Below are 19,293 nucleotides of genomic sequence, written 5' to 3'. Positions count from 1 at the left end.
CCTGGCCGAATGGCCGATCCTCAATGCAGTGTCGCTATGTCAGCATGGCGGCATGCATACCGAACCACTCATGAAACCCCTGCGACAGGACCGTCATGCATTCATTCCTCGACCATCGCACGCACGTCCACCGTGCGCTCATTCGCGGCGCTGCGCCGTTTCGCGAGCCACATCAGCAGCGTGATGAAACTGCCGAACACGACGATGATCCATTGCGCCGGCATCTTCGCGGTGAGCAGCAGCGCGTAAGTACCGAGCATCAGCAGCACGGCGAGATTCTGGTTGAAGTTCTGCACGGCGATCGAGTGACCAGCCGACAGCAGCGTCGCGCCGCGATGCTGGAGAATCGCGTTCATCGGCACGATGAAAAAGCCCGACAGCCCACCGAGCACGATCATCAGCGGATAGGCGAGCAGGATATAGAAGGGCGCGACGTGCGAGCCGAAGCGCAGGCCCGCGCCTGGCGGGAACAGGTCCTTGTTGTAGAAGGCCATCGCAATCGCCACCGCGCCGGTCAGCACGCCGACCGGCAGCACGCGCAGCGATTTGCGCAGCGGAATCAGCGCCGCCGCCGCTGCCGCGCCGATTGCGATGCCGACGCCCGTCACGCCCTGCATCACCGCGGCCTTCGACAGCGACAGCCCGAGGTTCACGTTTGCCCATTTGAGCACCAGCAACTGCATCGTCACCGCGGCGCCCCACATCAGTGTCGTCACCCACAGCGCGATCTGCGCGAGCTTGTCGGCCCACAGCACGTGGAAGCAGTGATGGAAGTCGCTGAGCAGCTTCTTCGGCTCCGACAGACGGTTCGGATAGCGTGCGCCGGTATCGGGAATGAAGATGTTGATCGCGGCGGCGATCGCATAGGTGAGCATGACCGCGAACATCGCGAGATCGGCGGCGGAGCCCATCAGCGGCAGATGCGCGCGCGCGACGAAACGCTCGACGACCGCACTGATCAGCGCGCCACCGAGCATCGTGCCGACGATCGTCGACAGCACCGTCGCCGATTCGAGCCACGCGTTCGCCTTCACCAGTTTTTCGGCGGGCAGCAGCTCGGTGAGGATGCCGTACTTGGCCGGCGAATACGCGGCCGCGCCGAAGCCGACCACGCCGTAGGCAATCATCGGATGAACGCCCGCGATCATCAGCAGGCAGCCGCCCGCTTTCAGCGCGTTGGAGATGAACATCACGTGGCGCTTCTGCATCGAGTCGGCGAACGCGCCGACGAACGGCGCGAGCAGCACGTACGAGATCGTGAAGAAAATCTGCAGCAGCGGCGTGACCCAGGCGGCCGAACGAAGCACGGAAAGCAGCGCGATGGCGGCGATCAGCAGCGCATTGTCCGCCAGCGACGAAATGAACTGCGCCGCGATGATCGTGTAGAAGCCTTTTTTCATGAAGCAGGTGAGAGGCTGCGCGCTGGTCGTGAATGGGGCGGAATCAAGGTGGCGGGGAGCAGGGAACGGTCCTCGTCGCGGCTCGGGTCGGCGGGCGGGACCACGGCAGGGCATGCCGCCGCGCAAGCGAAACCGCGCCCACGCGGTTCTCCGCTTTGTAGCACGATCGTCCACACGCTGCAGCCCCGCCGACCAGAAAGCGGCCGAAGCCGCTTTCTCGCACAACGATTAACGATTACGCTGTCCCGCGCACGAGCCGCGGCGGAGACTTCAAGCCGACTGCTGGCGCGTGCGGCTGTAGCGCGAGAGGATCGGGATCATCTGCGCGTAGACCTTCGGGTTGCCCGTGACGATTTCGCCGACGTGCAGGAAATTCGAATCGCCCGTGTAGTTGCCGACCAGACCGCCGGCTTCGGTGATCAGCAGGCTGCCCGCCGCGACGTCCCATGCATTGAGGCCCTGCTCGAAGAAACCGTCCATGCGGCCGGCCGCGACGTTCGCCAGATCGAGCGCGGCGGCGCCCGGCCGGCGCAGGCCGGCGCAGGCTTCGGTCATTTCGGCGAACTGGCGGCCGTACGATTCGAGGCTGTCCTTTTCGCGGAACGGGAAGCCGGTGCCGATCAGGCAGTCGGCGAGACGGTCGCGTTTGGCGACGCGGATGCGGCGATCGTTGACGAACGCGCCACGGCCGCGCGACGCGGTGAACAGATCGTTGCGGTTCGGATCGTAGACGACGGCCTGAGTGACGACGCCCTTGTGCGCGAGCGCGATCGACACGCAGTAGTACGGAAAACCGTGGATGAAGTTGGTGGTGCCGTCGAGCGGATCGATGATCCACTGATATTCGGAATCGTCATCCGATTTGCCGGACTCTTCGGCAAGGATCGCATGATCGGGGTAGGCGGTCTTCAGCGTTTCGATGATCGCCGCTTCAGACGCTTTGTCGACCTCCGTGACGAAATCGTTGTGCTGCTTCTTGCTGACCTGGATCAGGTCGAGATCGAGCGACGCGCGGTTGATGATCTGGGCTGCGCGGCGCGCGGCCTTCACAGCGATATTGAGCATGGGATGCATAAACTGGTCCTTGTGCCGGCGCAGCACGGCTGCTTGCCGGTAAATAAGCGCGAAACCTGCGCTGACGGGCGCCACAAAGGCGCGGAAACAGCACGGAAAACAGCACGGAACGCCAGGCCGGACAGCACCGGTGCGCATTTCGCGCATTGCATTCCGCGCATTGCATTCCGTCCACGGAGACAAATTGAATAAGAACGTAGCGGCCGGCTGGCGAGGGCCTCGGGCAAATGCAGGCGCCGCCGGACGCGAAGGGCGCTATTTTACCTGAGTTAATCGGGTTTTACGTGAGCCCGGGCGCCGCCGCGCATGCGCGGCGATTTCGCGCCGCCGCCGGTTGGGGCTACCATACGCGTCTTCAGTTTGTCTTCATTCAGCTTTCATTCAGTCCCTGGCCAGCCGAGTTTCATCGTGGATCACACCCACCATTCCTCCGACCCCGCCGTGGCCGACCTGCGCGGCGGCTTTACGTCGACGCGCTTCGTGCTCGTCGAACCCAGTCATCCGGGCAACGTCGGCGCCGCGGCGCGCGCGTTGAAAACCATGGGCTTCTCGAGACTCGTGCTGGTGTCGCCGCGCGTGCCGAACGTGCAGAACGATCCGGAGGCGATCGCAATGGCAAGCGGCGCCGACGACGTGCTCGCTTCCGTGCACGTCGTGCCGACGCTCGCCGACGCGCTCGCCGGCGTGCACTGGTCGGTCGCGCTGACCGCGCGGCTGCGCGAATATGGTCCCCCGCAACGGACGCCGCGCGCCGCCGCGGCCATCGCGCACGAGCAGGCGGTACACGGCGAGATCGCGCTGGTGTTCGGCAACGAGCGTACCGGGCTGTCGAACGAGGACGTCGAGCGTTGCAGCGCGCTCGCGCATATTCCCGCCAATCCGGCCTACAGCTCGCTCAATCTCGCGCAGGCGGTGCAGGTGCTCGCATACGAATTGCGCACCGCGTATCTCGCCATCGATGAGACGGGCGGCGGCGCGTCCGCGGTGGCCGGCGCAGGCGCGGGGCAGGCGGAGCCCGCCGGCGCGCGCGCACGGATGGCGGCGAGCGACGAGATCGAAAGCATGTTCACGCATCTGGAAAGCGCGCTCATCGCGCTCGAATTTCTTGATCCGGCCAATCCGAAGAAACTGATGTCGCGGCTACGGCGGCTTTTCGCGCGTTCGGGGCTCGAACGCGAGGAGGTCAACATCGTGCGCGGCATTGCCAGGCACATCCTGCTGAAGACGAAACGGACCGACTGACGCTTCGACCGAACGCCTGACCGGGGCGAACCGCACGACGCTGGCCTCGGTGCCCGCGCGCGCCGCATTGCTCTTATGACGACCTTGCGACGACCTTGCGAGCAGCGTGGGCTTCCGGCAGGTTTCGCGCAATCGCCCTACAATCCACGAAACGTTCGAAGCAAAGCTGCCACCGCGATAAGCGGCAGCGTTGCCGTCATGCGTGGCGCGAAATGCAGAGGCGTGCGGAATCGCGCTCAAAAGTACGACTCAAGCGCACGACGCCAAAACACGCAGACGCTTTTCCCCCCCCCCACAACACAATCCCTGCCATGTTCACGAGACTTCGCGAAGATATCGCCACGATCCGCGAGCGCGACCCCGCCGCCCGCAGCGCATGGGAAGTGCTCACGTGTTATCCGGGCCTGCACGCGCTCGTGCTGCACCGGTTCGCGCACGCATGCTGGCGGGCCAAACGCCGCTGGCTTGCGCGTTTCGTCTCGCAGATGGCGCGCTTCATGACCGGCATCGAAATCCATCCGGGCGCGACGGTGGGGCGACGCGTGTTCATCGATCATGGGATGGGCGTCGTGATCGGCGAGACCGCGCAGATCGGCGACGACTGCACGATCTACCAGGGCGTGACGCTCGGCGGCACGTCGCTCACGCGCGGCGCGAAACGGCATCCGACGCTCGAGCGCGGCGTGATCGTCGGCGCCGGCGCGAAGGTGCTCGGCGGCTTCACGGTCGGCGCGGACGCGAAAATCGGTTCGAACGCGGTCGTGACCAAACCGGTGCCCGCGCGCGGCACGGCGGTCGGCAATCCGGCGCGGATCATCGTGCCGGCGCCAGCTTCGGCTGCCACGGCCGATGCCGGCGCGGATTCGAAGCACGCCGCGCGCGACGCGAAACGCGGCAGTGAAACCAGCGCGTTCTGCGCGTACGGCATCACGCCTAACGCGGACGATCCGGTGTCGCTCGCGATTCACGGTCTGATCGATCACGCGGCCACGCAGTCGCGGCGCATCGACGAAATCGTCGATGCGCTCGAGCGGCTCGGTACCAGTCTCGAAGGGCTGCAGGGCGCGGATGCCGCGTTGCTCGATCTGCGGCGCCTGTCGGCGGCGATCGCGGGCAAGGTGGATGGGGCGGCGGTTGAGCGCCAGGCTCCGGTTTAACGAAGAACCGGGGCGGAATTCACGAAGAACAGCGCGCGACGCGGCGCTACCGCCTCAATCCAGCGGCACCGCCCGAATTCCCTCGGCATCGATCCGCAGATATCCGCCACGATGCCCGCCGTGGTCGAGATCCCAATCCGGCAGAACCCAGCGCGTGCCGCCCGGTTCGCGATGCCGCGCAGGCAGATGCGTGTGCCCGTGGATGATCGTCGCCGTTTTCGACGCCTTGAAAAGCGCGGCGACGCCCTTTGGCGTCACGTCATATTTCATCGATATCGGCCGCATCCGGCCGTGCTCGCTTTTCGAGCGCATGTTCTCGGCGAGTTTGCGGCGCCAGCGGAACGGCGACGCGAGAAACAGCATCTGCGCGAGTCGATTGCGCGCGAAACGCCTGAACAGTTGATAGCCGCGATCCGCGGTGCACAGACCATCTCCGTGCGCGAGCGCGATGCGCATGCCGAACGCGGTGATCACGAACGGGTCGGGCAGCCAGATCGCGCCGGCCGCTTTCATGAAACGCTTGCCGAGCAGGAAGTCGCGATTGCCGTGCATGATGTAGAGCGCGATGCCGCGCTCGGACAGCGTATGCAGCAACGCGGCGATATGCGCGACGAACGGCTCCGCGAGCATGTCGTCGCCGACCCAGTACTCGAACAGGTCGCCGAGGATGAACACCGAGTCTGCCGCTTCGGCGGTGACGCGGATGAAATGCTCGAACGCGGCGACCGTGTGCGGAATCGCCTCGCTCAGATGCAGGTCGGAAAGGAAAAAAAACGGGCGTGCGGCGTGCGGGCGTTGGCCCTCGCCCGGCACGCCCGCGGCGACGCTTCGCAGCGGCGTCTCTTGCAGCATTGAAGGTGCCTGATTCCAGTTCAAACGGGTCGAGGCCCGAACGATGCCTGAGCGATCGCTTAGTCGACGACCACGGCCTTTTCGATCACGACGTCGTCGAGCGGCACGTCCTGATGGAAGCCCTTCGAGCCGGTCTTGACCTTCTTGATCTTCTCGACGACGTCCATGCCTTCGACGACCTTGCCGAACACCGCGTAGCCCCAGCCCTGCGGCGTCGGCGACGAGTGGTTCAGGAAGTCGTTGTCGTTCACGTTGATGAAGAATTGCGCGGTCGCCGAATGCGGATCGTTCGTGCGGGCCATCGCGATCGAGCCGCTCTCGTTCTTCAGACCGTTGTTTGCCTCGTTGGTGATCGGCTCGGCCGTCGGCTTCTGCTTCATGCCCGGTTCGAAGCCGCCGCCCTGGATCATGAAGCCGTCGATCACGCGGTGAAACACCGTGTTGTCGTAGTGGCCGGCCTTCACGTAGTTGAGGAAGTTCTCGACCGACTTCGGCGCCTTCTCGGCGTCCAGTTCGAGTTTGATGACGCCGTGGTTCGTATGCAGTTCAACCATGATGGAATCCTTTGATGAACGGGGTGGATAAAAGGCGCGGCGTGTCGTCATACGCTGACGACGTGCCGCGCCGGGGCGTGGGTTGCGCGCTCGCGCGTTCGCCTGTCTGCCTGCTCGTCTCGCGACTACTTGCTCACCACGGTGGCCGACTGGATCACGATCGGCTTCTGCGGCACGTCGCTCATCGGGCCGCGCGTGGTGGTCGGCGTCGCCTCGATGCGCTTGACGACGTCCATGCCGCTCGTGACCTTGCCGAACACCGCGTAGCCGTTGCCGTCCGGATTCGGGTAGTCGAGGTTGGCGTTGTCCACCGTGTTGATGAAGAACTGCGCGGTGGCTGAATTGGGATCGCTGGTGCGCGCCATCGCGATCGTGCCCGCGGTGTTCTTCAGACCGTTGCGGCTTTCGAGCGGAATCGGCGCGCGCGTCGGCTTCTCGACGAAGCTCTGCGTATAGCCGCCGCCCTGGATCATGAAGCCCGGAATCACGCGATGGAAAATCGTGCCGCTGTACTGGCCGGCCTTCACGTAGTCGAGGAAATTCGCGACCGTCTTCGGCGCCTTCTCGGGATACAGCTCGACGCGGATGTCACCCTCCGACGTCTTGAGCAGGACGGACGGATGCGCAGCCTGTGAGCCGGCCTGCGCAAAGACAGGTGCGTTTGCGATCAGGGCGGCGCTGCCGAGCGCCAACATCAACCATTTCATGAAGATCCTCGAGGTTGGAAAAAACGTGCTGCGGGCAGTGCAGTGAAAGGCGTTAGTTCGACGGCGCCATGTAAGGCGGCATCGCGAGCGAACCGTTCGCGCCGCCGAACTGGAAGCTCGGCGTCTGCGTCATGTTCGACGTGGCGCGCGCCGTATAGTCGTTGGACTGCGTGGCGGCCGGTTGCGCGGGCTTGTGGCCGGCCGTAGGCGACACGATTTTCTGGATGTCCGCGAGACGCTGCGTGGTCGTCGCGCTCGCGTTGCCGAGGCTCTGCGCGCGGCGATACGCTGCATCGGCCATGCGCAGATAGAGGTCGCCGAGGTTCTCGTACGCGAGACCGTAGTTCGGATTGACCTGGGTCGCCGTTTCGAGCGCGGCGCGCGCTTCGGACAGGCGGCCGTGCTTCGCGTAGAGCGACGCGAGGTTGTTGTACGGTTCAGGCAGCTCGGGGTAGAGCTGCGTGAGTTCGGTGAAGGCGGCAATCGCTTCGTCGTCGCGACCGAGGTGTGCAAGCACCGTGCCGCGTTTGAACCTGGCCTGCGCGTCGTGCGGATTCGACGCGATGCGCGCGTCGAGCTGGGTCAGCGCGGCCTGCCAGTTTTTCTGCGCGATCGACGCGTCGATTTCCGGCGTGTTGTCGCGCACGGCCGGGCCTTGCGGCATGACGGCGGCCTTCTGTGCATACGCGCCGGCGAGCGGCACGATGGCAAGCGCGGCAGCCACGGTGACACGCCCCGCGAGGGTGCGCGCCGCATCGAAAGCAACGCCGCCGACGATGCGGTCAAATGCGCCGCCGAACGCAGTCGCGGCGAGGGTCGCAGCGCTGCGCGCGCGGCCGCTGGAGTGTTTCATAGGCTCAGGTCTGGGTGTTATACTCCGAGCCATTCTAACAAAAGGTCTGCGCGTTCCGTCGAACCGCCGACTGTCTTTTCGCCACTCGTGGCCGTCTCCGCCTGGTTCGCCGTATCGCCTGCAGCCTGATCGCCGCGCGAGGTGCGCCGGTTTCAACTGTATGCGACGCACCCGCAGTCCTGTTCGTTTCGCGGGTCGCGGCACTCATGAAGCACAATGCGGACTTCTTTCGGCCCACGCACCGTTCTCTATGGAATCTCTGCGCATCTACAACACGCTCGCGCGTGACAAGCAAACTTTCGTGCCGCTGCGGGAGGGCGTCGTGCGGATGTACGTCTGCGGGATGACCGTATACGACTATTGTCACGTCGGCCATGCGCGGGTGATGGTCGTGTTCGACATCGTGCAGCGCTGGCTGCGCGCGCTCGGCTACGACGTGACCTACGTGCGCAACATCACCGACATCGACGACAAGATCATTCGCCGCGCGCTCGAGAACGGGGAAACCATCAAGTCGTTGACCGACCGCTTCATCGCCGCGCTGCATGAAGACGCGGACGCGCTCGGCATTGCGCGTCCCGACATCGAGCCGCGCGCGACCGACTTCATTCCGCAGATGCTCGGCATGATCGAGACGCTGGAGAAAAACGGCTACGCGTACCAGGCGAGCGACGGCGACGTCAACTACGCTGTACGCAAATTCGCGGGCTACGGCAAGCTCTCGGGCAAGTCGCTCGAAGATCTGCGCGCGGGCGAGCGCGTCGCGGCCAACGACGCGAAACAGGATCCGCTCGACTTCGTGCTGTGGAAACAGGCGAAGCCCGGCGAACCCGCCGACACCGGCTGGGATTCGAAGTACGGGCGCGGCCGTCCCGGCTGGCATATCGAGTGCTCGGCGATGGGCTGCACGCTGCTCGGCGACCAGTTCGACATTCACGGCGGCGGCCAGGACCTGCAGTTTCCGCACCACGAAAACGAGATTGCGCAAAGCGAGGCCGCGACCGGTCAAACTTTCGTCAATTACTGGATGCACAACGGCTACGTACAGATCGACAATGAGAAGATGTCGAAGTCGTTGAACAATTTTTTTACCATCCGCGAGGTGCTTGCGCAGTACGATGCGGAGGTCGTGCGCTTCTTCATCGCACGCGCGCATTACCGCTCGCCGCTGAACTACAGCGACGTGCATATCGACGACGCGCGCAACGCCCTGGCGCGTCTGTATACGGCGCTGAAGGACGTCACGCCCGATAACGCCGCGCTCGACTGGAACGAAGCGTACGCGCGGCGTTTCCGGGCCGCCATGAACGACGACTTCAACACGCCGGTGGCGGTGTCGGTGCTGTTCGAACTGGCAACTGAAGTGAACCGCACGCGCGACCCCGCGCTGGCCCGGCAATTGCGCGCGCTGGGCGCGGTGCTCGGCCTGCTCGGCCGCGAGCCGCGTGCATATCTGCAGCAGGCGGCGGGTGCCGCGGCCGAAGGCGCGCTCGAGCCCGCCGCGATCGAAGCGAAGATCGCGGCGCGCATCGCCGCCAAGAAGGCAAAGGACTATGCGGCAGCAGACCGGATCCGGGCCGAATTGCTCGAGGCCGGTGTTGCCCTTGAAGACAAACCCGGCGGGTTGACCGAGTGGCGGCGCGTGTGAGCGCACCTCGTACTTCCCTCTGATCGACTCGCCAGGCAGGAGGCAGGATGGCAACGGCCACGAAGACGCCGGCTAAACGCGCGGCGTCTCAAACCAGGGCGGCAGCCGCGGCGTCGGCCGCCGCGGCGAAGTCGGCGCGCGCGCGCGGCGGCGCGGTGAAGAAAGCGTCGTCGAAGGCGGCCGGGGCAGCGGCGAAAGCCGGTGCCGCGACCGGCGCGGCGAAAAAGAGCCCGGCGAGGCGTTTGCTCAACGGCGCGGATGGCGCGGGTGTCGGAGGCGCGCTGGCGCCGGCCGCGAAGCGCGCGAAGGGCAACGGCGCATCGCGCGCGAAAAGCAATGGCGCGTTGCCGGCCGGTCTCGGCGGCGACGTGCAGGAACTCGCGCGCGACACCAACGCGGGCGAGGTCGTGCGCAAGACGCGCGTGTCCGCCACCTCGGCGAGCACGGCCAGCGCAAACGGCGAAGCAGCTGGCGCGAGCGCGCTCGCCAGCGAAGTCGCGGTGCCAGTGCAGATCGGCGGCCTCGCGCCCGAAGTCACGCGCCCCGCATACTGGGACAAGGCGTGCGCGGACCTCGTCAAGCGCGACCGCATTCTCAAAAAGCTGATTCCGAAATTCGGCCCCGTGCATCTGCTAAGCCGCGGCGATCCGTTCGTCACGCTCGCGCGCTCGGTGGTCGGGCAGCAGATTTCCGTTGCCGCCGCGCAGGCGGTGTGGGGGAGGGTCGAAGCCGCCTGTCCGAAGCTCGTGCCGCAGCAGTTCATCAAGCTCGGTCAGGAGAAGCTGACCGCCTGCGGCCTGTCGAGGCGCAAGGCCGAGTACGTGCTCGATCTCGCGCGGCATTTCGTGTCGGGCGCGCTGCACGTGGGCAAATGGACGTCGATGGACGACGAGGCAGTGATCGCCGAGCTTACGCAGATTCGCGGCATCGGCCGCTGGACCGCGGAGATGTTCCTGATCTTCAATCTGTCGCGTCCCGACGTGCTGCCGCTCGACGACCTCGGTCTGATCCGCGCGATCAGCGTCAACTATTTCAGCGGCGAACCGGTCACGCGCAGCGAAGCGCGCGAGGTCGCGGCGAACTGGGAACCGTGGCGCACCGTCGCGACCTGGTATATGTGGCGTAGTCTCGATCCGTTGCCGGTCGACTACTGAAGAAGAACAGGAAACGCGGCCGTTTCAAAGGCTATCGCATATATGATGTCGATAGTTGAGAAAAGGTTTTGACATCGGCGCGCGCGGTTAGAATACGCGCTGCCCGGTAAGTCCAAGGATTACAACCAATGAAGACCACGTTTCTGGATTTCGAACAGCCGATCGCTGAACTCGAAGCGAAGATCGAAGAATTGCGCTTCGTGCAGGACGATTCGGCCGTCGATATTTCGGAAGAGATCGAGCGGCTGTCGAAGAAGAGCCAGCAACTCACCAAAGATCTGTACGCGAACCTCACGCCGTGGCAGGTTTCGCAAATCGCCCGTCATCCGCAGCGTCCGTACACGTTCGACTACGTGAACGAGCTGTTCACCGACTTCCATGAACTGCACGGCGACCGCAGCTTCGCGGACGACCAGTCGATCGTCGGCGGTCTCGCGCGTTTCAATGGCCAGGCGTGCATGGTGATCGGCCACCAGAAGGGCCGCGACACCAAGGAGCGCGCGCTGCGCAACTTCGGCATGCCGCGCCCCGAAGGCTATCGCAAGGCCGAGCGCCTGATGCGTCTCGCCGAGAAATTCGGCTTGCCTATTTTCACGTTCATCGACACGCCCGGCGCGTATCCGGGCATCGGCGCGGAAGAGCGCGGCCAGTCGGAAGCGATCGGCCGCAATCTGTATGTGATGGCCGAACTGAAGACGCCGCTGATCGCGACGATCATCGGCGAGGGCGGCTCGGGCGGCGCGCTCGCGATCGCGGTCGCCGACAGCGTGCTGATGCTGCAATTTTCGACCTATTCGGTGATCTCGCCGGAAGGCTGCGCGTCGATTCTGTGGAAGAGCGCCGCGAAAGCGCCGGAAGCCGCGGAAGCGCTTGGCCTGACCGCGCATCGACTGAAGGCGCTCGGTTTGATCGACAAGATCGTCAACGAGCCGCTCGGCGGCGCGCATCGCGATCCGAAGGGCATGGCCGCGCTGCTGCGCCGCGCGCTCGCGGATTCGCTGCGTCAGTTCCAGGGCATGAGCATCAACGACCTGCGCGAACGCCGTTTCGAACGGCTGATGGCGTACGGCAAATTCAAGGAAACGACGCCGGGCGCGTAAGCCTGAGCGCGCGTTTGTCTTCGTCTATCTTTTTCGTCCATCCGCGCGCCACGCGCTAACGACGTGACCACCACCGCCGATTCGTCCGCCGAGCGCCCCGTGATCGAGGCGCTCGGCGCGGCACTCTCCGCGCTCGATGCGCGCGCGCCGAACGCGCGCATCGCGGTCGCGTTCAGTGGCGGTGTCGATTCGAGTGTGCTGCTCGATGCTGTGGTGCGCGTCGCGGGCGCTCCGCGTGTCGTTGCGCTGCATGTGCATCACGGACTGAGTCCTCACGCCGATGCGTGGCTCGCGCAGTGCGACGCGTTTGCGCGCGAGCGTGGCGTCGAATTCGACGCACGGCGCGTGGAGGTGTCGCGCGCGAGCGGTGTGAGCGTCGAGGCGGCGGCGCGCGATGCGCGTTATCGGGCGCTCGATGCGATGTGCGCGGCGCACGATATTCACGTACTGTGGCTCGCGCAGCATGCGGACGACCAGGCCGAGACCGTGCTGCTGCAACTGCTGCGCGGCGCGGGCCTCGCGGGTCTCGCGGCGATGGCGCCGGAATTTCTGGCGACGGGTGCAGCGGCGACGCGCGTGCGGCCGTTATTGCATCTGCTGCGCGCGCAGCTCGATCACTACGCGAGCGCGCGCAAACTGCGCTGGATCGACGACGAATCGAACGCTGACACCCGTTACGCGCGCAATGCGCTGCGTCATCAGGTGATGCCGGCGCTGGCGGTGCATTTTCCCGGTTTTCGCGACGCGCTTGCGCGCACGGCCGCGCATGCGGCGTCGGCGCAGCGTCTGCTCGACACGCTTGCGCGCATCGACATGGAGACGGCGTCACGCGACGAAGGGCGCGCACTCGATCAGCACGCGCTGCTCGCACTCGACGACGATCGCGCGCTCAACCTGCTGCGCTACTGGATGCGCACGCTCGGCTTCGTCGCGGCATCGAACGCGCGTCTCGCCGATGCGCTGCGGCAACTGCGCGAAGTCGGCGCGGGGCGGGACGGGCATCGTCTGCGCATCGATCACGCGGGCCATGCGCTGCGCGGCTATCGCGGACTTGTCTACTGGGAAGCGGGCGACAGCAGCGAGCCAGCCGACGAAACCGCGCTCGTCGAGCGCGAGATCAGCGAACTCACGTGGCGGGGCGAAGCGGTCTGGCATTTGCCGCAATGGCGCGGCACGTTCGTGTTTGCGATGGTGGATGCCACTGCCGATGCCGCCGGCGTTTCGCATGGTACGGCCTCGCACATCGAAGCCGTCGACACTGTTCCACTCAGCGTTCTCCAGCGCGCACCGCTCAGCGCGCGAGCGCGCCGTGGCGGCGAACGCATGCGCGCAAGCGCGTCGAATGCGCCGGGCCGCACGTTGAAGAATCTGTTCCAGGAGCGCGGCATCCCTGCCTGGAAGCGCGACGTGCCATTGCTTTACGTCGGCGACGAGCTGCTGTTCGTGCCGCTCATCGGCGTAAATCGCGCAACGGTGCGCGAAGCATCGTCGATCGGCGAGGCGCGCGTGAAAATCATCTGGCGCGAGGATCTGCTGATCGCCTGACCGACCGGTCGGGCGATCCCGAGGCACGCGCGGGCGAAAACCGGAATCGCGAAACAGCGCGCAAATCCGCGAAAAACAGGCCTTTGCAGGCTGGATTCAACGCGTTTGAACGCTCCCTGTGTCTTGTCTTTTTACGCCTAATCGGGTACTTTAGCTCGTTTGCCCGACCCGATTTCGCCGTCGCTTTTGTCGCTATCGTTCGTTATTGCCGGTTTGCGAGCGTGATCCGTCGTTGCCGTTATTTCCGATCAGCCACTAGCGACCCTGTTTCCGGGCAAATCCGCGCCTGCTGCACGCGCGCTGCATTTACGCCGCCACACACTTCGCCGCCGTTCACGAGACGTTGCGCGCCTCTGTGCTTTCCGTGCGGTCGTCTCCAGCGCGCCCGCGCGGTTTCTCTCCTAGTTCAGAACGACAATGGCACTCATCGTACATAAATACGGCGGCACCTCGATGGGCTCGGTCGAGCGCATCAAGAACGTCGCCAGGCGCGTCGCGAAATGGCACAAGGCCGGCCACAAGATGGTCGTCGTGCCGTCGGCAATGTCCGGCGAAACCAATCGCCTGCTTGGCCTCGCGAAAGAAATTACGACCCAACCGAGCCCGCGCGAACTCGACATGATCGCCGCCACCGGCGAGCAGGTCAGCTCGGGGCTGCTCTCGATCGCGCTGCAGGAAGCCGGCGTCGAGGCGGTCAGTTATGCAGGCTGGCAGGTGCCGGTCAAAACGGATAGTGCGTTCACGAAAGCGCGTATTAGCGACATCGATGGCGAGCGTGTCATGCGCGACCTCGACGCAGGCAAGGTGGTGGTGATCACCGGCTTCCAGGGCATCGACCCCGAAGGCAACATCACGACGCTCGGCCGCGGCGGCTCGGACACGTCCGCGGTTGCGGTCGCGGCCGCGCTGAAGGCCGACGAGTGCCTGATCTACACGGACGTCGACGGTGTTTATACGACGGACCCGCGCGTCGTCGAAGAAGCGCGCCGGCTCGATCGCGTGACGTTCGAGGAAATGCTGGAAATGGCCAGCCTGGGTTCGAAGGTGCTGCAGATCCGCTCGGTGGAATTCGCCGGCAAATATCAGGTGAAGACACGCGTGCTGTCGAGTCTGACCGACCCGTTGATGTCGCTCGAAGAGGAAATGAAGTCGGGCACCCTGATTACTTTTGAAGAAGACGAGACCATGGAAAAAGCTGTCATCTCGGGCATCGCGTTTCAGCGCGACGAAGCTCGTATCGCCGTGATGGGTGTGCCCGACAAGCCGGGCATTGCATATCAGATTCTCGGCCCGGTGGCGGACGCGAATATCGACGTCGACATGATCATCCAGAACCAGAGCGTCGAAGGCAAAACGGCGTTCACGTTCACGGTCGGCCGCGGCGACTATGCTCGCGCAATGGAAATCCTCACCGGCACGGTGAAGGCGCATGTGCAGGCTGAGCAGGTGCTCGGCGACCCGAAGGTGTCGAAGGTGTCGGTGGTCGGCGTTGGCATGCGTTCGCACGTCGGTATCGCGAGCAAGATGTTCCGCACGTTGTCGGAAGAGGGCATCAACATCCAGATGATCTCCACCTCCGAAATCAAGATTTCGGTGCTGATCGACGAGAAGTACATGGAGCTCGCCGTGCGCGCGCTGCATAAGGCCTTCGAACTGGATCAGGCATAAATTGCTGGAACAACGGGGCGCGAAGAAGCGCCCCGTTTGTTTTGTGGCGTCTGTGTGAACAAATTGCGTCGCCAATCGCAAGGTTGGCACAAAAAATGTTCTTCGGACATTGACCTGATCGACCCGGCCCGCTATCATCTTGGCTTCGTTGCACTGACTCCCTGTGCAACAGAAAGTTTGGGAGACGTGGCCGAGAGGTCGAAGGCACTCCCCTGCTAAGGGAGCATCTGGGCCAAAACCTGGATCGAGGGTTCGAATCCCTCCGTCTCCGCCAGGAGTTTGAGCAAGAAAGCCCCGTAAGTTTAAGGACTTACGGGGCTTTTCTCATTGTGTTTCGAGTACCTTGTTTGCCCCTCCACCCTTGATGCCGGAAAACGCGCGCGAGTCGACGATGCTCCACAGGAGCCTGATGCCCGCCCGGTAGGCTTGGGACCGATCGTAACTGGTGTCGAGCGCGGCAAGATGGATCCCGGGCGGCGTGAACGGATCCGGGGTCGCTGCTCGAACGCGCCCGCGGGCCGCGTCGAGATACGCGCGGGCACTGCTGTGACGTCGATTTTTTCGTGTAGAAGTCTGATATCGCCCGAAGCTGTCCTGAACCGGGCCATTGAAGTCGGGATTCCGCGCGAGTCCTTTCTCGCTGGTTGCCGAAAGGAAAATGCTGTTCAGTGCGTCGTCCGGACCATCGGAGACCTCATCGGCCCGTCGACATCATGGAAAGCGTCCGGACCGCGCTCCTGATGCTTGGCCTTCTTGAAGTAGGGGATCTTCAAAAGTTCATAACACGCTCCAGTCGTCCATCTATTAGAACGTGCGAGTACGTGTGGGAGCCGGGTCCGGTTCAGGCTTCCGGATGGATCATTTTCCCCGCTTGGACACGCGTTCTCGCCAACTCCTCTTCGTCGGCTTTTTCAATCGCTTTTCTCGCGATATCTTTGATATGTGCCTGCGGAATGATGAGCACGCCATCATCGTCGCCGACCACGAAATCTCCCGGTGAAACCTTCACGCCGTTCGAAAAGACGACGTCACAGCGAAAATTCACCGCCGCGCCACGGCCCTTGCTGGTCTGGCCATAACCGCCCATCGAAAACACGGGCAGATCGATCTCACCGATTTTTGTCGAGTCACGATGAAAGCCTTCGAGCACGGCACCGGTCGCACCCAATGCACGTGCCCGCGTGCTCATCAAATCGCCCCACAGTGCATAATTCGGCGACCCTCCGGTACAGAGGTAAACCTCGCCCGGCTTCAGGTCTTCTATCGCTTTCAGCATCACGTCGAAGTTGCCTTCGTCGGTGTTCATCATCTGTACCGGCATCGCGCGCCCGACCACGATTTTATGCCTTTCCGAAGAGCGAATCGACGGCGGAAGGAAGCGATTACGAAACCCTAAAGATTCCATTACGTCTCCAATCAGCGTTGTGCTGAGGCGGTTCTTGATCGTCCCGAAATAGTCGCTCGTCATGGTTGCCTCTTGATACTCTATCGAATCATTTCAACGACAATAGGAAGAACTGGAAATTATTGAAGGCTATCGTCGAAATAATCGATTCCTCGCAAATAGCGTCAATAAAGCCGGCCTCCGAAGGCCGGCCCACGAAGCGCCGACTAACGCTTGCGCTTATTCAGAATTTCCGTATAACCGAGCCTGGCGGAAACAGCTTCGGCACCCGCCACGATGATCGCCGACAGATTGTGAATTGCGTCCGCACTCGGATAGCGATCCTTCGGTGTCGACACATTGATCGCCGCAATCGCGCGGCCGGCTGCGTCGAAAACGGGAGCGGAAATGGAGAGGTTCCCGGGCATCAACGCATCTTTCGTCACGCAGACCCGTTGCTCGCGGATCGACGCCAGCTCTGCCTGCAGCGCGGAAAATTTCCTGGCTGCATCGTCGTCCTGTGACGAATCCAGATCTAATGCGCTTTTGACTTCCTCGGGCGAAAGCCATGCGAGCAACATCAGCCCCGACGTCGCGAGATTGGCCGGAAAGCGCATGCCAACGGTCACGTTCAGCGAATCGATATGACGCCCCGGGATCGAAGACAGCACAACGATTTCCGCCCCCTCGAGCATGGCGAGCACGCACGTGTCACCGCATTCCTTGTTGATGCTAACCAGTTCATCGTGAGCTTCGCGAACGAGGTCGGACGTCTGCACGAGCGCGTAGCCGCGAAGAAAGACTTTCGACGATAGCCGGTATTTGCGCGTGACCGGATTGCGTCGCAAATATCCGAGCTGCAGCAATGTATACACCAGACGCTGCGCGCCGCTTTTTCCCTGTCCCGCCGCGTCGGCTATTTGCTGAAGCCCCAATTCCGTCGTCATGTCTTCGAAGGCCTCCAACACTTTCAAGCCCTTTTCGAGCGAACTGATAAACAGTCGTTCGTCCCGTTCCGTACCTTCCATACCGTTCCTTGTTTTCGTCGCCATAGTGCATGTTTCAGTCGAGCAACCACTCGGAGAATCGCGCATTCAGCTTCTCGTAATGATCTGCCCAATACGTGTCGCTAATGAAGATGTGCTGCTTGTCGTTGATGTCCGGCATCCATCGGCGTGCGGAAGGGTCGACGAGCTCGAGCGCACCCTTCGCGTTCGGTATTGCAGTGATGTAGTACGCGAAATTCGCCTGCCGGACGGGATTGAGCGCAAAGTTAATGAAGCGCATCGCGGCATCTCTGTTCCGACTGTTTCGCACTACCCCGAGATATTCGGAGCCTATCACGCACTGGCTCAGCGACATGTCCAGCGGAATGCCGGCACGCTGCGCCTCGCGCACCCGGCTGTTATAGACGTAACCAAAATCAACTTCGCCAGTTTGCAGCAGGGCAGTCAATTGCGGCGTTTCTCCAACCCATTTGCGAATATTAGGCTTAATTTTATCGAGCATCGCAAAGCCACGATCGACATCGAGCGGGTACAGCTTGCTCGGCTCGACGCCCGAACCAACGAGCGCGAGTTCGAGCGTTTCGGCGATGCGCGAGCGAAGCGTGCGTGCACCGGGAAAGCGCTTGAAATCGAAATATTCCTGCACGTTGGTCGGATGCGAGCCGGCCGCGTATCGTTTCGAATCCCATCCCACTCCGCCGGCGAACGTTGACATCCGGACAAGGTAAGGCGACGGGCTGGCGATGACGAGTCCGGATTGATCGACGATATTCGGATCGACTCTTTCGAGCAGGCCTGCGTGGGCGGCCGTCACGGCCATCGCGCCCGGCAGGTCGACCAGATCCCATCCCGGGTTGCCGCCTTGCACCTGTGCTTTCATCTTCGCGAGGTCTGGGCCGTCAGCGATCGTGACCGGAATGCCGGTTGCTGCCGTGAACGGCTCCGCCCATGCGACGCGCGTGGCCTTCGTCGCGAGGCCGCCCCATGTTGCGATGACGAGCGGTGTCGCTGCCCGCGTGCGGCGCGGAATGATCAGCGCCGGCGCGGCGACGGAAAGCAGGGCGCCTTTAACGAAAGTCCGCCTGGAGTTCGACTGGTCGTTCATGTAGAAGCCATCCTTGTGTGGCGTTGGGGTGTAGCGTAACCGCGGACAGGAAGCAAAAGCGGACAGCCGTTCAGGTTCGAATGGATTCAACTTGCCGAATGAAGGAATCCCGCAGAAGTCCGATATCGGAGCCGATCGTCAGCATCAGGTGTCCGCGTGCGATGAGCTCGTCGACGGTATAGGGGCCATGGGGCGCCGTACCCAGAATCTTGCCTGCCATCCTGGTTCCGTTTTCGATTGCGTCGAGACATTGGCGATAACGCGGATTGGCAAAATCGCCGATCGAGCCGAGGTCGCCGGACAAGTCAAATGGGCCGACGATCACCGCATCGACGCCGTCGACGGAAGCGATCTGCGACGCACACGAAGACGCGAATTCGCTTTCGATCATCGTTACGATGATGAAATCGTTCACCGATGAATCAGATGCGTGTTGAGGGTCTACACCATATTTCAAGGCGCGGACAGTACTTGCATGGCCCCGTGTTCCGAGTGGTGGGTAGCAGCAGAGCGAGACCAATTCTCTGGTTTGCTCGTCATCTTTGACATTCGGAACGAGCACGCCGTCATAACCTAGATCCATGATCTTTTCGATCGAGCGCCGGTCGCCGCCGGGCACTCGTACTAACGCACTGGTACGGCCGCCTTCCAGGGCGAGCCGCAACTGAAACAGCACGTCGTCGTCGACGAAGCCATGTTCCATGTCGACGACGACGAAATCGTATTGCGCGATCTTCGCCAGTTCGGCCGCGACGACGCTTCCGCTTGCCAGTACGATTCCATAAGCAGGCTTGCGATCTCGCCAAAGTGACTTCAGATGCTGATTGCCGTTCATTCGGATTT

The 19,293-nt window shown here is 63.2% G+C and carries 17 protein-coding genes and 1 tRNA gene; 8 read left to right on the top strand and 10 right to left on the bottom strand.

Annotated elements, in window-relative coordinates; translation table 11 throughout:
- Nucleotides 1-101: 101 nt before the first annotated feature.
- Together lplT and QM685_RS26705 are read right to left on the bottom strand one after the other, a co-directional pair.
- Nucleotides 102-1,400: a lysophospholipid transporter LplT gene (lplT, locus tag QM685_RS26710; protein ID WP_415121075.1), complete on the bottom strand. Its 1,299-nt coding sequence runs from the start codon at nucleotides 1,398-1,400 to the stop codon at nucleotides 102-104.
- 270 nt (nucleotides 1,401-1,670) lie between these two features.
- Complete coding sequence (locus QM685_RS26705) at nucleotides 1,671-2,474, bottom strand: inositol monophosphatase family protein (protein ID WP_415121074.1); 804 nt, start codon at nucleotides 2,472-2,474, stop codon at nucleotides 1,671-1,673.
- 408 nt (nucleotides 2,475-2,882) lie between these two features.
- Here QM685_RS26705 and QM685_RS26700 point away from each other — a divergent pair, with 408 nt between their 5' ends.
- On the top strand, nucleotides 2,883-3,716 hold the full coding sequence (locus tag QM685_RS26700) for an RNA methyltransferase (RefSeq protein WP_415121072.1): 834 nt from the start codon (nucleotides 2,883-2,885) through the stop codon (nucleotides 3,714-3,716).
- A gap of 311 nt (nucleotides 3,717-4,027) precedes the next feature.
- Entirely contained in the window at nucleotides 4,028-4,873 is an 846-nt protein-coding gene (gene cysE, locus QM685_RS26695) for a serine O-acetyltransferase (RefSeq protein ID WP_415121070.1), read from the top strand.
- 54 nt (nucleotides 4,874-4,927) lie between these two features.
- Here cysE and QM685_RS26690 read toward each other — a convergent pair whose 3' ends face one another.
- From QM685_RS26690 to QM685_RS26675, 4 genes are all read right to left on the bottom strand, one after another.
- Nucleotides 4,928-5,725, bottom strand: coding sequence for a UDP-2,3-diacylglucosamine diphosphatase (locus QM685_RS26690; protein ID WP_415121068.1), 798 nt, complete (start codon nucleotides 5,723-5,725; stop codon nucleotides 4,928-4,930).
- A 59-nt stretch (nucleotides 5,726-5,784) separates the two neighbouring features.
- Nucleotides 5,785-6,279 carry a peptidylprolyl isomerase gene (locus tag QM685_RS26685; protein ID WP_415121066.1) on the bottom strand — a complete coding sequence of 165 codons (495 nt, stop codon included), beginning with the start codon at nucleotides 6,277-6,279 and terminating at the stop codon, nucleotides 5,785-5,787.
- 125 nt (nucleotides 6,280-6,404) lie between these two features.
- Nucleotides 6,405-6,986: a peptidylprolyl isomerase gene (locus QM685_RS26680; RefSeq protein WP_415121064.1), complete on the bottom strand. Its 582-nt coding sequence runs from the start codon at nucleotides 6,984-6,986 to the stop codon at nucleotides 6,405-6,407.
- Between the two features lie 52 nt (nucleotides 6,987-7,038).
- Entirely contained in the window at nucleotides 7,039-7,839 is an 801-nt protein-coding gene (locus QM685_RS26675) for a tetratricopeptide repeat protein (protein ID WP_415121062.1), read from the bottom strand.
- Between the two features lie 250 nt (nucleotides 7,840-8,089).
- On the opposite strand from QM685_RS26675, the gene cysS reads away from it, so the two are divergent.
- From cysS to QM685_RS26645, 6 genes are all read left to right on the top strand, one after another.
- A complete protein-coding gene (cysS, locus tag QM685_RS26670; protein ID WP_415121060.1) occupies nucleotides 8,090-9,487 on the top strand; it encodes a cysteine--tRNA ligase in 1,398 nt (465 codons plus the stop codon).
- Between the two features lie 47 nt (nucleotides 9,488-9,534).
- Nucleotides 9,535-10,641, top strand: a complete 1,107-nt coding sequence (locus QM685_RS26665; protein ID WP_415121058.1) for a DNA-3-methyladenine glycosylase family protein — start codon at nucleotides 9,535-9,537, stop codon at nucleotides 10,639-10,641.
- A 128-nt stretch (nucleotides 10,642-10,769) separates the two neighbouring features.
- Nucleotides 10,770-11,741, top strand: coding sequence for an acetyl-CoA carboxylase carboxyltransferase subunit alpha (locus tag QM685_RS26660; RefSeq protein WP_415121056.1), 972 nt, complete (start codon nucleotides 10,770-10,772; stop codon nucleotides 11,739-11,741).
- A gap of 63 nt (nucleotides 11,742-11,804) precedes the next feature.
- Nucleotides 11,805-13,286: a tRNA lysidine(34) synthetase TilS gene (tilS, locus tag QM685_RS26655; protein ID WP_415121054.1), complete on the top strand. Its 1,482-nt coding sequence runs from the start codon at nucleotides 11,805-11,807 to the stop codon at nucleotides 13,284-13,286.
- Between the two features lie 417 nt (nucleotides 13,287-13,703).
- Nucleotides 13,704-14,954: an aspartate kinase gene (locus QM685_RS26650; protein WP_415121052.1), complete on the top strand. Its 1,251-nt coding sequence runs from the start codon at nucleotides 13,704-13,706 to the stop codon at nucleotides 14,952-14,954.
- A gap of 180 nt (nucleotides 14,955-15,134) precedes the next feature.
- Nucleotides 15,135-15,228 (top strand) — tRNA-Ser (locus tag QM685_RS26645).
- A gap of 567 nt (nucleotides 15,229-15,795) precedes the next feature.
- Here QM685_RS26645 and QM685_RS26640 read toward each other — a convergent pair.
- The 4 genes from QM685_RS26640 to QM685_RS26625 all read right to left on the bottom strand — a co-directional run bounded on the left by QM685_RS26640 (nucleotide 15,796) and on the right by QM685_RS26625 (nucleotide 19,285).
- On the bottom strand, nucleotides 15,796-16,422 hold the full coding sequence (locus QM685_RS26640) for an RraA family protein (protein WP_415121050.1): 627 nt from the start codon (nucleotides 16,420-16,422) through the stop codon (nucleotides 15,796-15,798).
- Between the two features lie 143 nt (nucleotides 16,423-16,565).
- Nucleotides 16,566-17,432 carry an IclR family transcriptional regulator gene (locus QM685_RS26635; RefSeq protein ID WP_415121048.1) on the bottom strand — a complete coding sequence of 289 codons (867 nt, stop codon included), beginning with the start codon at nucleotides 17,430-17,432 and terminating at the stop codon, nucleotides 16,566-16,568.
- The gene (locus QM685_RS26630; RefSeq protein WP_415121046.1) at nucleotides 17,401-18,450 is read right to left on the bottom strand and encodes an ABC transporter substrate-binding protein; all 1,050 of its coding nucleotides are present in this window, start codon (nucleotides 18,448-18,450) and stop codon (nucleotides 17,401-17,403) included. The genes QM685_RS26635 and QM685_RS26630 overlap by 32 nt, the downstream gene beginning before the upstream one ends.
- Before the next feature lie 70 nt (nucleotides 18,451-18,520).
- Nucleotides 18,521-19,285, bottom strand: coding sequence for an HpcH/HpaI aldolase family protein (locus QM685_RS26625; RefSeq protein ID WP_415121044.1), 765 nt, complete (start codon nucleotides 19,283-19,285; stop codon nucleotides 18,521-18,523).
- Nucleotides 19,286-19,293: the final 8 nt, after the last annotated feature.

Origin of the sequence: Paraburkholderia sp. (assembly GCF_047605525.1) — a bacterium.
Taxonomy (GTDB): domain Bacteria; phylum Pseudomonadota; class Gammaproteobacteria; order Burkholderiales; family Burkholderiaceae; genus Paraburkholderia.
Note: the sequence above shows the minus strand (reverse complement) of the source record. Positions and strands in the feature narration are given on the sequence as shown.

Bases quoted from the DNA above. Each gene is read 5' to 3' on its own strand.
- lplT (WP_415121075.1), bottom strand. From the start codon at position 1,400: ATGAAAAAAGGCTTCTACACGATCATCGCGGCGCAGTTCATTTCGTCG.
- QM685_RS26705 (WP_415121074.1), bottom strand. From the start codon at position 2,474: ATGCATCCCATGCTCAATATCGCTGTGAAGGCCGCGCGCCGCGCAGCC.
- cysE (WP_415121070.1), top strand. From the start codon at position 4,028: ATGTTCACGAGACTTCGCGAAGATATCGCCACGATCCGCGAGCGCGAC.
- QM685_RS26690 (WP_415121068.1), bottom strand. From the start codon at position 5,725: ATGCTGCAAGAGACGCCGCTGCGAAGCGTCGCCGCGGGCGTGCCGGGC.
- QM685_RS26685 (WP_415121066.1), bottom strand. From the start codon at position 6,279: ATGGTTGAACTGCATACGAACCACGGCGTCATCAAACTCGAACTGGAC.
- QM685_RS26680 (WP_415121064.1), bottom strand. From the start codon at position 6,986: ATGAAATGGTTGATGTTGGCGCTCGGCAGCGCCGCCCTGATCGCAAAC.
- QM685_RS26675 (WP_415121062.1), bottom strand. From the start codon at position 7,839: ATGAAACACTCCAGCGGCCGCGCGCGCAGCGCTGCGACCCTCGCCGCG.
- cysS (WP_415121060.1), top strand. From the start codon at position 8,090: ATGGAATCTCTGCGCATCTACAACACGCTCGCGCGTGACAAGCAAACT.
- QM685_RS26665 (WP_415121058.1), top strand. From the start codon at position 9,535: ATGGCAACGGCCACGAAGACGCCGGCTAAACGCGCGGCGTCTCAAACC.
- QM685_RS26660 (WP_415121056.1), top strand. From the start codon at position 10,770: ATGAAGACCACGTTTCTGGATTTCGAACAGCCGATCGCTGAACTCGAA.
- QM685_RS26650 (WP_415121052.1), top strand. From the start codon at position 13,704: ATGGCACTCATCGTACATAAATACGGCGGCACCTCGATGGGCTCGGTC.
- QM685_RS26640 (WP_415121050.1), bottom strand. From the start codon at position 16,422: ATGACGAGCGACTATTTCGGGACGATCAAGAACCGCCTCAGCACAACG.
- QM685_RS26635 (WP_415121048.1), bottom strand. From the start codon at position 17,432: ATGCGCGATTCTCCGAGTGGTTGCTCGACTGAAACATGCACTATGGCG.
- QM685_RS26630 (WP_415121046.1), bottom strand. From the start codon at position 18,450: ATGAACGACCAGTCGAACTCCAGGCGGACTTTCGTTAAAGGCGCCCTG.
- QM685_RS26625 (WP_415121044.1), bottom strand. From the start codon at position 19,285: ATGAACGGCAATCAGCATCTGAAGTCACTTTGGCGAGATCGCAAGCCT.